The organism is Mangrovibacter sp. MFB070, from assembly GCF_000705335.1.
GTDB classification, from domain to species: domain Bacteria; phylum Pseudomonadota; class Gammaproteobacteria; order Enterobacterales; family Enterobacteriaceae; genus Mangrovibacter; species Mangrovibacter plantisponsor.
The window spans coordinates 61,163-73,594 of record NZ_JJMI01000018.1; the positions used below are offsets into that span (position 1 = coordinate 61,163).

At 48.4% G+C, this 12,432-nt stretch carries 11 protein-coding genes; 5 read left to right on the forward strand and 6 right to left on the reverse strand.

Annotation, left to right across the window (positions count from 1 at the left end):
• Positions 1-3: 3 nt before the first annotated feature.
• Positions 4-414, reverse strand: a complete 411-nt coding sequence (locus DT73_RS06345; protein ID WP_036105719.1) for a hypothetical protein — start codon at positions 412-414, stop codon at positions 4-6.
• A 103-nt stretch (positions 415-517) separates the two neighbouring features.
• On the opposite strand from DT73_RS06345, the gene DT73_RS06350 reads away from it, so the two are divergent.
• Entirely contained in the window at positions 518-1,021 is a 504-nt protein-coding gene (locus DT73_RS06350; protein ID WP_036105721.1) for an ESA_00282 family adhesion-associated protein, read from the forward strand.
• Between the two features lie 59 nt (positions 1,022-1,080).
• On the opposite strand, the gene DT73_RS06355 is transcribed toward DT73_RS06350, so the two are convergent.
• Genes DT73_RS06355 through DT73_RS06365 form a run of 3 tightly spaced genes read right to left on the reverse strand, consistent with a single transcriptional unit; the run spans position 1,081 to position 3,925 of the window.
• Positions 1,081-2,382 (reverse strand): TRAP transporter large permease, encoded by a 1,302-nt coding sequence (locus DT73_RS06355; protein WP_036105724.1) that lies wholly within the window; start codon positions 2,380-2,382, stop codon positions 1,081-1,083.
• The gene (locus tag DT73_RS06360) at positions 2,382-2,885 is read right to left on the reverse strand and encodes a TRAP transporter small permease (protein ID WP_036105726.1); all 504 of its coding nucleotides are present in this window, start codon (positions 2,883-2,885) and stop codon (positions 2,382-2,384) included. Before DT73_RS06360 ends, DT73_RS06355 begins: the two co-directional genes overlap by 1 nt.
• A 50-nt stretch (positions 2,886-2,935) precedes the next feature.
• Positions 2,936-3,925 (reverse strand): TRAP transporter substrate-binding protein, encoded by a 990-nt coding sequence (locus DT73_RS06365; RefSeq protein WP_036105729.1) that lies wholly within the window; start codon positions 3,923-3,925, stop codon positions 2,936-2,938.
• A gap of 459 nt (positions 3,926-4,384) precedes the next feature.
• Here DT73_RS06365 and DT73_RS06370 point away from each other — a divergent pair, with 459 nt between their 5' ends.
• The 3 genes from DT73_RS06370 (at position 4,385) to DT73_RS06380 (ending at position 9,976) form a co-directional block, all read left to right on the forward strand.
• Positions 4,385-6,397, forward strand: a complete 2,013-nt coding sequence (locus DT73_RS06370; RefSeq protein WP_036105733.1) for a heparinase II/III family protein — start codon at positions 4,385-4,387, stop codon at positions 6,395-6,397.
• A 557-nt stretch (positions 6,398-6,954) separates the two neighbouring features.
• Positions 6,955-8,730 carry a sodium:solute symporter family protein gene (locus DT73_RS06375; RefSeq protein WP_036105736.1) on the forward strand — a complete coding sequence of 592 codons (1,776 nt, stop codon included), beginning with the start codon at positions 6,955-6,957 and terminating at the stop codon, positions 8,728-8,730.
• Between the two features lie 160 nt (positions 8,731-8,890).
• Positions 8,891-9,976 carry a mechanosensitive ion channel family protein gene (locus DT73_RS06380; protein WP_036105739.1) on the forward strand — a complete coding sequence of 362 codons (1,086 nt, stop codon included), beginning with the start codon at positions 8,891-8,893 and terminating at the stop codon, positions 9,974-9,976.
• On the opposite strand, the gene DT73_RS06385 is transcribed toward DT73_RS06380, so the two are convergent.
• Positions 9,973-10,398, reverse strand: coding sequence for a universal stress protein (locus tag DT73_RS06385; RefSeq protein WP_036105742.1), 426 nt, complete (start codon positions 10,396-10,398; stop codon positions 9,973-9,975). The two genes, DT73_RS06380 and DT73_RS06385, sit on opposite strands and share 4 nt — an antisense overlap.
• 301 nt (positions 10,399-10,699) lie before the next feature.
• On the opposite strand from DT73_RS06385, the gene DT73_RS06395 reads away from it, so the two are divergent.
• On the forward strand, positions 10,700-12,070 hold the full coding sequence (locus tag DT73_RS06395; protein ID WP_036105748.1) for a uracil-xanthine permease family protein: 1,371 nt from the start codon (positions 10,700-10,702) through the stop codon (positions 12,068-12,070).
• Positions 12,071-12,136: 66 nt separating this feature from the next.
• Here the strand turns inward: DT73_RS06395 and DT73_RS06400 are convergent, their stop codons facing one another.
• On the reverse strand, positions 12,137-12,379 hold the full coding sequence (locus DT73_RS06400; protein ID WP_036105752.1) for a hypothetical protein: 243 nt from the start codon (positions 12,377-12,379) through the stop codon (positions 12,137-12,139).
• Between the last annotated feature and the right edge of the window lie 53 nt (positions 12,380-12,432).

Consider the following 12,432-nt stretch of genomic DNA (forward strand, 5'->3'; position numbering starts at 1 on the left):
GGGCTAATCCTCAAACCGGTAAAACAAAGGTGATTTAATTTCGCTGGTAATTAAATTAAGCCAAATTTTTTCACCTTGTTCATTTATTTCTACGGTTTTCTGTGTGATTAGCTCAGAGAGGGCTTCCTGGGTAATTTCATTTTCTGCGACTAATTCTTTTAGTACCCGGGCAAACGTCTCTATTTTAGCAACACTAAATAGCCGCTCTTTGAAATAGCGGTCATGTTCTTCCAGAAGGGCGTTCTTCGGCAGGCCAATACGCCCGGGTTGCGAGACGCTACTAAGAATTTCCACTTCGAGTTCCTGAAGTTTTTCAGTAACTAAAGTGAAATCAGATGGGGTATCAGAACTGTCTTGCGGTGATTCCGGAACTATATAGTGATACCGCCCGGGCACCAGGTTATCTGGCAGCATAACTAATAAGCCTTTTATATCAAAAAGATAAAATTATTTAGGGCGAGTGTAACGTTGACAATAACATGTTGTAAAATTAAAATCAAAAAAAAGGAGTGTAAATGTGAGCCTCACTATTTATCTCGTCTTTATATTATTAATACTGCTGGGTGGTGTGCTTGTTTTAATGCGCGATAATAAAAACAGCGCAAAACGGGAACAGCAACAGCCTTTATATTCACAACCTTCATTAACGCCAGATCAAGGTGAGGATCAGTTTGCCCGTCTGATCAACCACATTACACCACCCTGGTACTGGCGGGTGAATAACGAATACATTGATTTTGTTCGCATCACAGTCAAGCAAATGGGGATTGATAAAATCACTTCGACACCAGGGTTGTTTGATGCCCAGCGTCGTTGCAGTGACCTTAACTCGGCGGTGTACAAATACTATGACAACCTGAAAAAGCGCTGCATGAACGGCGAAGTGATTGGCTACTCAGATATCGAAGTGCTGAATCTGCGCCAGTGTTTTTATGAGTTCAGTCTGAGTGCTTATCCGGAACTGGTTGCCATTGTGTGGCCGGCTTACCAGCGCCCAATGGTTTCTCTTGGGGATGTATAACGGTTATGGCAGAAAGGAACCCGGCCAGGCGAAGGATTAGCGCCTGGCCGGGTTAAGCATTACATCAACCCCAGCAGTTTCGGTATGAACAACGAAATCTCAGGGATATAGGTTATCATCATCAGTGAAATAAACAGGGCTGCATAGAACGGCAGTAACGGTTTAATCAGGTTCTGGATCTTCACGCCAGAGATAGAACACCCAACAAACAGCGCACTCCCCACTGGTGGTGTCAGCAGGCCAATACACAGGTTCGCTACCATCATTATCCCGAAATGCACCGGATCCATTCCCAGTGTCTGCGCAATTGGCAGGAAAATGGGCGTGAAAATCAGCACTGCGGGGGTCATATCCATGAAAATACCCACTACTAACAACACCACGTTAATCATCAGCAGAATAACGAGCGGGTTATCAGAGATACCCATCATGGCATCACTAATTAAGTAAGGGATATCTGCGTTGGTCATGGCCCAGGACATGCCCACAGAGCAGCCAATCAGCAACAACACGATAGATGTGGTGACGACAGATTCCAGAATAAGCTTGGGTAAATCGCGCCATTTCACTTCGCGGTAAATCAGCACCGACAGGATAAAGGTGTATACCACCGCAATGGCTGAAGCTTCAGTGGCGGTAAACACGCCGCCCAGAATCCCACCCATAACGATAAACACCAATAGCAGGCTGGGAAGTGCATCCAGAAGTGCTTTCAGTGCCTGGCGAGTTGTCGGGCGAGGTGACAGTGGATAGTTGCGTTTACGAGCCAAAAACCAACAAACCAGCATGATGGAGAAACCCATCAGAATGCCCGGCAGGTAACCCGCCATAAACAGTGAAGCTACAGAAACACCACCAGCTGTCAGTGAAAAGACAATCAGCACGTTCGATGGCGGAATCAATAACCCGGTGATACAAGAAGAAACGTTAATGGCTGTTGAAAACTCGGGGGCATACCCTTCTTTTTTCTGAATAGGATCCAGTGTGCCACCAACGGCAGCAGCAGCTGCAACAGCCGAACCTGAAATAGAACCAAACATCATGTTTGCCAGCACGTTGACATGGCCCAGAGAACCTGGCACCCGGCCAACCATCACTTGCGCCAGGTTAATTAACCTGATGGCTATCCCACCACTGTTCATCAGGATGCCCGCAAAAATAAAGAACGGGATGGCGAGTAGTGCGAAGTTATCCAGCCCATTAGCCAGGCGCTGGGTGACGGTAATTATGGCAATATCCCACGGGAACATCAGCGCCATGGATGTGACAGTCGCTATCCCAATAGAAAACGAGATAGGCACGCCGATAAATACCAGGATAAAGAAACTACCAAACAGGGCGAGAGCAATATAACTTTCCATTATGGGGCAACCTCATCCGGATGACGTAAGCGGTGAATATCATGCGCAATAAACCATAAGGAATAGAACATCATGACGGCGCCAGTTAACGGCAGAACAAAATAGACATAACCCATAGGAATTTGCATGGCTGCAGACACTTGCGCAGTAGCAAGAGTTTTTTCAATCAGCTTCAGGCCGCCGGAAATAATCACGCCACCAGCAAACAGAAGAATAAACAGGTTAATTAAGATATTGAGAACCAGTTTTTTCCGCTCATTCAGACTGAGCGCCAGAATATCAATTGATAAATGGCGTTGCGCCCCCACGGTGTAGGCGGCACCCAGTAAGCCTACCCATATCATCAGAAAGCGTGCCAGCTCATCCGTCATGGTACTGGGTTGCCCCAACACATAACGGCTGAATACCTGCCAGACGACGCAGACAACAAGGGCTACCATTACCAGGATAGAAAAGGTCGCAATAATCCGGTCAACCACCCATTTAATACGGTCGAAGATCATTTTTGTTTTCCTGATTAAAAAAGGCGGGCTTCAAGCCCGCCAGAGGCCCGTCACTGTGGCGCGGCGGCTTCAAACTTGGCAAGCAGGGCTGCTTGTTTTGGATCTTTGGCAAAATCGTCATACAGCGGTTTTACTGCTGCACGGAACGGTGCTTTATCTACTTTTACAAAAGTGGCACCCATTGAAGCGGCTTTTTCACGAGACTCTTTGTCCACTTCATCCCACAGTTTCTGCTCATAAACTTCAGAATCAGTGGCGGCTTTAGCCAGGATCTGCTGCTGTTCTGGTGTCAGTTTGTTCCAGGTTTTGGTCGACATTACCAGGAAGTCAGGAATGGAGGTGTGTTCATCTTCAGAGAACACTTTGGCAATCTCGATATGACGTGTTTGCACCCAGGACGGCACGTTGTTTTCTGCCCCATCCACCACACCCTGTTGCATTGCTGTGTACACTTCCCCAAAGGAGATAGGTGTAGGTGAACCGCCCATCAACTCAATCATCTTCAGTGTGGTTGGGCTCGCCTGAACACGAATTTTCAGGCCCTTAAGGTCTTCAGGTTTAGTAATCGGTTTTTTCGCGTAGAAACTGCGGGTTCCGGCAACATAGGCTGCCATGGTGAAGAAGCCTTTATCCTTGGTGGAGTTCATTATTTCTTTGCCCACTTCACCGTAGACGACATTGTTAAAGTGCTGCTGGTTTTTAAACAAATAAGGCAGGTTGTAGATAGCGTATACGTTGTCGAATGATTCCAGATCGCTGGCTGAACCTTTTGTCATATCCAGCGCGCCATTTTGCAGTAACTCCATGGTTTCCCTGGCGCTGCCCATTTGGCTGCTGGGATAAATACGGATCTGCATATTGCCGTGGGAAAGTTCTTTTACTTCTTTCGCCATTTGCTCAAAGGCTTTGTGAACCACATGGCTGCGCTCAAGGTTATGAGCCAGTTTAAGCGTAACTTTTTCTGCAGCGCTGGCATTGCCGGCACAGAGGGTCAAAATTGCTGCGCCCAGCAGGCTACGGGAAAAAGAGGTCAGTTTCATAACACATTCTCCGAAGGATAATTAAGGCGTAACGTCGGTGTAATAAAATGTAATTATTGGTTTTGATGTATGACATCTTATCTTACTTGTCGGATAGCATTTGTTAGTGTGGTTCACATTTTTCCGGATGAAAGCTATGGATAACCATTTCTGTGAATGAGATCACCTGAATTAACTTCATCAGGTTACTCAGTTTTTAATACAGGGTTCAGTGCAATAGTCACCGGTGATACTTATCAGCCCGCAATATTTTCCTGCGTCATTCATATAACAGCGCGTTTTAATTCGTTACTTAATAGTGCTAATTGAAATAGGTATGACAACTTCTCATATTGGTCTGTTGCATGCGGGAAACCGGCGTATTGATGGCGCTCTCACTTCTTATGTAAAAATGAAACACTGGTTTATTTTTGTAGGTGGAATTGTTCTAATAAAAAAAACTCCGACAGGGATGCAGAGATGATTCAGTTCAGTAATTCAGCTTTTTCGTTATGTAAGGCACGTTTTCAGGCTTACCCCAATTTTATTCAGGCTATCCGTGAAGATAACGAGGCTATTTTGGCCTGGCCGGTACTGGTGCCTGAAACCGCAATCGCGACATGGAATCTTTACTATTTTTGCCCGGAGCACGGAGTCCGGCTTAACTGGGACCGGCAGTCTCCGGATGCACATTGCTGCCCGGTAGATGGCAAAATATGGCGTGGAGAACCCTGGGATGGTGCGTGGTGGCGGGGTCTTAATGGCCTTAATGCAAAGGCCTGCTATCAGTTAGGGCTACTCTGGCAACTTACCGGCGACGCAGAATACCTCGGCAAAGTGCGTGAAATACTGCTTGGTTACGCCAAATATTACCCGGACTATGAAGTACATGGTGGCATTCCTTGTAATGGCCCCGGAAAAGCCAATGCGCAAACCTTGTGTGAAGCGAATTGCCACCTGGATTTTGCCCTTGGCTATGATTTCATTCGCGATGCACTCAGCCAGGAAGAGCAGCGCTATATTGAACAGCGGTTGTTGCGGGAAGGCGCCGATTTTCTGATAGCGCACCGCGCCAGGCAATTACATAACCATGAAGTAAAAATCAGTGCCACAGTGGGTGTTATTGGTTTAATTCTTGGGGATACAGACTACCTGGAATTTGCGGTCAACAGTGAATACGGGCTGCGTTATCAACTTGAGCACGGGTTACTGGAAGAAGGGCTGTGGTTCGAGGGATCGGTCCATTATCATTTTTATGCGCTACAAGGTTTCTGCGCTTTTGAAAAACTGGCCCGGGGAACCCGCTGGAGTTTATTGCCATTACCCGGCTACCAAAAGATGCTCAATTTCCCGCTGGATTTACTGCTGCCTGACGGCACTTTCCCGCCAATAAATGATTGTATCACCGGCCAGCAAGTGCTGACTCATTCCCATATTTACGAGTTCTTCTATGGGGAATATGGCAAGCCTCGCTATGGTGCAGTACTTAACACTATCTACCAAAAGCAGCCGCGCAATAATCTGGATGCCTTGCTATATGGGGCAAGCGTCTTACCCGATGTTACCCCGGTTCTGGTTCCCGTTGACACGACCCATGCACCGGGGGCCGGGCTTTCAGTATTGCGCCAGCCTGGCAGTGACCAGGCGTTGCTGCTCAAGCACTCCCCGTTTGGCGGTGAACACGATCACCATGACCGCCTGGGAATTATATTGTTTAATCAGGGGCACCACTGGCTTCCAGACCTGGGGACCACCGGGTATGGCGCGCCGGCGCATTACCAGTATTATAAAAACAGTGCCACTCATAACACGCTGAGTATTGGGCGAACCAATCAGCTCCCTGCTGTACCTCTGGTTATCAACTGGCAACAAGAACCCGCTTATAGTTGGTTACAGGCCGAAGTGAGCTGGAGTGGCGCATTAGTGCAACTGGACAGCCATTACCCACCCGCGGTGGATACCGAAATTTGGCAGGGGGTTGTCTTTCGCCGCAATATCCTGTGGCTGGCGGGTATGGCTGTGGATGTGGTTGAAGTTGAGAACCCGCACCAGCAGGCACTGGATTTTACTTTGCATGTGGACGCGAGCCTGGCGAAATGCCCGCCAGGTGAAGCCTGCCAGTGGCCGAATCAGGGTGTCGATGCGTATTTTCATTCTGTTAGCTGCCGCCCACTTAACGGTTTGATGCCACTTAACTTCCACCATGAAGATAAACAGTTGCCGTTGTGGCTTGCGAGCGAGAAAGAAACCTCTTTATACACGGCCCTGGCTCCGGCGAACCCGGCGACTCGGGATATCAGCTACCTGGTGGTGCGTAGCAACCAGGCCCGTTGCCGCCTGGCCACGCTGTATGATTTAAGCGGGAGAAACAGTATTTCGCTTACTGATGTTGAATGGCAACCAGAAAGCGTGGTGCTTCATATTAACCATGGCGGGGCACGTCAGGTGATTACGCTGCCATGGAATAAAGGCATCCCGCAGATTATCAATTAACAAACCCCGACCCGGGCGGTTACTGCCTTCGGGCATACCGCCTGTTTATTCCTTCCCATATTTATTCTTACTCAGGGTATTGTTCCTGAAGGCCGAACTCGTGTTTGTGCTGAGCTTTTTTGTTGGTGCCTGGTGGCCCTGGCACTGTTGCCTTATTTCCGTATGAGCATTGATGTGTGTTTATACGGCCGTCATATTTTCAGTGCTAAAAATACCGAAAATGATGAATGAAAAATCCTAAAAATAACCATCATACTAATTATTTAACCGCTAACCGTTACTTTTCCTATTCTGTATCTTTATGAAATTTACGGAGTTGTACCGTTTTTCATTTGAGTAATGATTTTCAGTCATAACTGAAACCATTCAGCCTGCATTAAATGTGATTCAGATCATAAATAAGTGTGACCTGTTTCATAATAATTCCACAAATAAAAACCACGTCACATTATTTTTAAAACACTGTTTTATAATAGTGGAAGATTTCATGGATTGGGTGATGTTTTCAGTGAGACTGCGTTTGCCAGAGCAAATGCAAGTGGCTCAGAGGTAATTAAATGAGTATAGATATCCTGGTAATTGCAGGCTATTTCGTCCTGATGGTCGTAATAAGCCTCGCTTTCAAAAAAATGGCCAGCCAGTCGGCCAGTGACTATTTCCGTGGCGGCGGCCGCATGCTGTGGTGGATGGTCGGGGCGACAGCCTTTATGACTCAGTTCTCAGCATGGACGTTTACCGGTGCTGCCGGTAAAGCATTTACGGATGGCTTTGCTGTTACCTTCGTATTCTTCGGTAATATTTTGGGTTATATGGCTTCCTGGTGGTGGTTCAGCCAGCGTTTCCGCCAGATGCGTGTTGATACGCCTACCGAAGGCGTTCGTGCTCGCTTTGGTAAAGGCAATGAACAGTTCTTCACCTGGGCAATTATCCCGCTGAGTGTATTGAGTGGTGGTGTGTGGCTGAACGGCCTGGCTATTTTTGTCGGCGCGGTATTTGGCTATGACATGACAACCACTATTTGGGTTACCGGGATTTCTGTACTGCTCATTTCCATGCTTAGTGGCGCCTGGGGTGTGGTGGCCAGTGACTTTGTCCAGACACTGGTTGTCGCAGTGATTTCTGTGGCCTGCGCGATTGTCGCACTGGTGGCTGTTGGCGGCCCAACCAACATGATTGAGCAATTCCCAAGCGACTTTATGATGGGCCCGGATATGAACTACGGCCTGTTGCTGGTGGGCTCCTTCATCTTCTTCCTGGTAAAACAGCTGCAAAGTATCAACAATATGCAGGACTCTTATCGCTTCCTGAATGCGAAAGATTCCGGCAATGCCCGCAAAGCGGCCTTGTTGGCAATGGGGCTGATGGTGGTAGGGACTATTATTTGGTTTATCCCGCCATGGGCGACCGCTGTTCTGTTACCGGATGCCGCAGCGTCTCACGCTGAACTTGGTAACAAAGCGTCCGATGCCGTGTACCTGGTGTTTGCAGAGAAACTGATGCCAGCAGGTACGGTTGGCTTACTGGTTGCTGGTCTGTTCGCTGCCACGATGTCTTCTATGGATTCAGCTCTGTGCCGTAACTCAGGTATCTTTGTGCGTAGCTTCTGGTCGCCAATTGTATGCCGTAACAAAGTGCTGTCCGAAAAACAATTGCTGCGTACCAGCCAGATTGTCACCGTAGTCAATGGTATCCTGGTCATTCTGATTGCACAGTTGTTTGCTCAGCTTAAAGGCCTGAGTCTGTTCGAACTGATGATGCGTGTGGCAACACTGCTGCAATCGCCGATTCTGGTTCCGCTGTTCTTCGGTATGTTTATTCGTAAAACGCCACGCTGGGCTGCATGGTCAACGGTCTGCTTCGGTATGGTAGTTTCCTGGCTGGTAATGAATGTCTTTACTGCTCAGTGGTGTGCTGACTTGTTTGGTATCACACTGACTGCTCGTGAGCGTTCTGAACTGACCACTACACTGACAGTTGCAGCACACCTGGTGTTAACCGGCGGCTTCTTTGTCCTGACAACACTGTTCTATAAAGAGTCTTCACTGACACAAGAAGAGAAAGAAAACGTCGATACCTTCTTCAAAAACGTGGATACCCCGGTTGTGGCTGCTGAAGGCCAGGACGAGTTTGACCGCCTGCAACGTAGCAAACTGGGCCGTATTACTCTGATGATGGGCGCCGGGTTGTTGTTGATGGTATTACTGCCAAACCCACTGTGGGGCAGAATGTTATTCCTGGGTTGTGCGTTAGCTGTATTGCTGGTGGGTTATTTACTCAAACGCAGCGGCGAAGCAGGGCAACCTGCAGAGCAACTGGAAAAACAACTTTCATAGTATAATCAATTAGTTTAAATCAAAGGCCAGTCGTTAAAGACTGGCCTTTTTTGCTTAAGCAGCATTCGGAAAAAACTGCTTTTAGGGCAAGGAAACCCGGCGTACCGGCTCCGGCAACTATACTTATGCGCGAACTTCACATTTCAGTTATGGAGTCTGCATGGAGATACTTCAACGAACGAACTACCTGCAGTTACTGATGTCATTGCCATTTTGGGCCGATGTGGCATTAGTGATAGCGATAACGCTGGTGACCTATTTTCTGGTTAATCGCCTGATAAAGTTTATTCACCGCCGGGTTGATGCCTGGTCGCAAAACACCACCCACAAAACGCAATTTCACTTCATTTTTTTTGAAGTGTTACAACAAACCAAAAAATTACTGATCCTGTTTGCTGCATTCCTCTTCAGCCTGCAGTTCGTTGCTTTGCCGGATACACTGCACAGTACAATCTCCCATGCCTGGTTTCTGGTCCTGGCATTGCAGATTGCGATTTGGTTTGACCAGGGGATCCAGTCCTGGCTGAAAAAGCTGCTGTTTGCACCTGGTATCTCCCGTAACCCGGTCACACTGGTCATTTTGGGGCTGATATTACGGGCGCTGGTTTGGTCTGTCATGCTGCTCTCCATCCTCGCCAATGCGGGGGTGGATATTACTGCGCTGGTTGCCAGCCTGGGGGTTGGTGGTATTGCGATTGCTCTGGCGGTACAAACTGTCCTGAGTGATGTGTTTGCGTCGCTGGCGATTGGGTTTGATAAGCCCTTTGAGATTGGCGATTTTATAGTGTTCAACAATGTAGCGGGCAGTATTGAACATATCGGTTTGAAAACCACACGGATACGCAGCCTCAGTGGTGAACAAATTGTCTGTGCCAACGCGATACTGTTGCAGCAGATAATTCACAACTACAAGCGCATGAATACCCGGCGCATCGTCTTTACTTTTGGTGTTTCGTACTCCACCACCGCAGCGCAGTTACGCAAAATCGGCCCACTGCTCAAAGAAGTGATTGAACAAGTCGGCGGGACGAAATTTGACCGCGGGCATTTTCTGTCGTTTGACCAGGACCGCCTCACTTTTGAAGTGGTGCATATTGTTGATACTGCTGACTACAACAGATACATGGATATTCAGCAGGAGATTAATATTCGCCTGATTGAGCGGCTTAACGAAATCAATGTCAGCCTTGCTGTCCCTTGCCGGGTGATTATCCCTCAGGATAACCAGGACCGTGCCGCAGCTTAGTCTGGTGGAATGTGGCAAATAAAACAGTCCACATCCAGGTGGTTGATAAAGGCCATGGAGCGAGAGGTCAGTACACCAAACAACCGGTTATGGTGCCCAATAATCACCAGGTCAACCTCCTGTTTGCGGATAAATGTTGCCAGAGCCCTGACCTTATCTAACGAGATTATCACGCGAGTGGTGACCGGCCAGGGGCTGCTGGCCGCCAGGTGGTTAAGCAGGGCTTTGATTTCAATTACCTGGCTGGAACCCGCATCGTTCATCATACTGTCGGAAATATAATTCATGGCCCGGTAATCAATCAGAATATGTGCCAGGGTTATCCGGGCATCCTGGTGAACCATTTGGTTTGCCCGGTGCAACAGCAGGGGACCATCCTGTTCATCATTAACCAGCACCAGAATATGTTGATAGTGTTTCATACCGCCCTCCTGTGCTCTCCTTCTGGTGCTAACTATAGCCAGCGCTTCCTGGTTATCACTGTGCGCTAAGGCGCATTTCTGTTTGTTGCATCAATGTTGTGCAAAAGAAAGCTATATGATGCTTTTGGTGAAACAAAAGTAACAATGTGGTGCGTGTGTGATTTTATGGTTTCACCCGGTGCAGTCAGTAATATAGAGAAACGCACAGCCTGCTTACCCTGGCGGTAAAAAGCCTGCTTCGACCATACCTGGCCTGGTTTATGCATTTTAGTTTGGTACTCAACGGATCAGGATGCTTACCATGTCAGACACTAACCAAAAAGAATTGATCTATGGGCTTGAGGAGCGCATTTCCCCCTGGGCCGCACTCCTGACGGCGGTTCAGCATGTGCTGGCCAGTGTGGTGGGGATAATCACGCCACCACTGATTATTGGTTCAGTTCTGGGGCTGAATGCTTACCTGCCGTATCTCATCAGTATGTCGTTGCTGGCATCAGGCATTGGCACTTTTCTGCAGGCTAAGCGTGTGTGGGGCGTGGGTGCCGGTATGATTAGCCTGCAGGGCACCAGTTTTGCTTTCCTGGGGGTGATTCTCTCCGGGGGCTTTTTAGTTAAAAGTCAGGGCGGCAGCCCCGAAGATGTGCTGGCGATGATCTTTGGTGTTAACTTCGTCGCGGCATTTATTCCACTGCTGGTCAGCCGCTTTTTTGATTCATTGCGCCGGGTTCTGACACCGTTGGTGACCGGCACAGTTATTGCGCTGATTGGTATCAGCCTGATTAAAGTCAGTATTACTGACTGGGGCGGCGGGCATGGTGTCGCGAATTTTGGTTCACCCGCTAATCTGGGCCTCGGTGCACTGACGTTACTGGTTATTATTGCGTTAAACCGTTCCCGTAGCAGGGCTTTGCGCCTGTCAGCTATCGTGATTGGAATTGCGGTTGGCTGTATCGCTGCGGCGGTAACCGGGCACCTGGCCATTCAGCCATTGCCAGCACAGTGGTTCGCTTTACCTCAGCCATTCCGCTTTGGTTTTCACTTTAGTTGGGCCATTTTTATTCCTATTGCTCTGGTTTCATTTATTTCTATTCTGGAAGCCGTGGGGGATCTGACAGCAAATTGCATGATCTCGCAGCAGCCTATTGAAGGGGAATCATTCCGCAAACGCCTGAAAGGGGGGATCATGGCCGATGGTATCAGTTGCATGGTGGCCGCCATGTTCTCGTCATTCCCGAATACAACTTTTGCCCAGAATAACGGGGTTATTCAGATGACTGGTGTCGCCAGCCGTTATGTGGGCATGTATATCGGTGTGATTTTATTACTGTTAGGGTTGTTTCCGGTCGTTGGCGGGTTGCTGCAACAGATCCCGGCGCCAGTTTTAGGTGGTGCGACACTGGTAATGTTTGGCAGTGTGGTGGCGGCAGGGATCCGGATCATGACGCAAAGCCCGTTAGGCCGCAGGGAAATGCTGATCATTGCCATCTCGTTTGGGATTGGTCTGGGTATTGAAGCTGTACCTGAAGTACTGGGCCAGTTCCCGAAAATTATCGGCAATATTTTCGGGCATGCTGTTACCAGTGGTGGTATTGCCGCGATGGTACTCAACCTGTTAATGCCTCATGATGAACCACAAACAGTAAAAGCCGGCGCGGCAACCTCCGCGCGCTAATTAACCTGCCTGTGTGTTCCCGTCCCCTGAGCATTCAGAGGCATATTCTTGTTGAATGGCGCGGTATTAACCTGCGCCATTTTCTTTTTCTGATACGGTCTGATTACCGTTAAGCGGATCCGGGCGGTAAAGTTTGCGATACCACGCAAGGCGCTGGGCAAAAAAATCCTCATACTCGGGCGGAATGTCATGGGCCAGTGGTGTCGGGTTACCCTGCTTATTCAGGTACTCCAGGAAAGCCTGGGTAGATGCCATGAAGTCAATAGCTTTATCAACATGAACAATATGTTGGCCTAATTTACGTGGCATAGTCAGTTCCTTTTTTTAAAAATTTATAGGGGACTGCCCGTAAAGCGTAGCAA

Coding starts and splice junctions, on each gene's coding strand:
- DT73_RS06355 (WP_036105724.1), bottom strand. CDS start 2,382: ATGGAAAGTTATATTGCTCTCGCCCTGTTTGGTAGTTTCTTTATCCTG.
- DT73_RS06385 (WP_036105742.1), bottom strand. CDS start 10,398: ATGAAACACTATCAACATATTCTGGTGCTGGTTAATGATGAACAGGAT.
- DT73_RS06365 (WP_036105729.1), bottom strand. CDS start 3,925: ATGAAACTGACCTCTTTTTCCCGTAGCCTGCTGGGCGCAGCAATTTTG.
- DT73_RS06375 (WP_036105736.1), top strand. CDS start 6,955: ATGAGTATAGATATCCTGGTAATTGCAGGCTATTTCGTCCTGATGGTC.
- DT73_RS06360 (WP_036105726.1), bottom strand. CDS start 2,885: ATGATCTTCGACCGTATTAAATGGGTGGTTGACCGGATTATTGCGACC.
- DT73_RS06345 (WP_036105719.1), bottom strand. CDS start 414: ATGCTGCCAGATAACCTGGTGCCCGGGCGGTATCACTATATAGTTCCG.
- DT73_RS06380 (WP_036105739.1), top strand. CDS start 8,891: ATGGAGATACTTCAACGAACGAACTACCTGCAGTTACTGATGTCATTG.
- DT73_RS06400 (WP_036105752.1), bottom strand. CDS start 12,379: ATGCCACGTAAATTAGGCCAACATATTGTTCATGTTGATAAAGCTATT.
- DT73_RS06395 (WP_036105748.1), top strand. CDS start 10,700: ATGTCAGACACTAACCAAAAAGAATTGATCTATGGGCTTGAGGAGCGC.
- DT73_RS06370 (WP_036105733.1), top strand. CDS start 4,385: ATGATTCAGTTCAGTAATTCAGCTTTTTCGTTATGTAAGGCACGTTTT.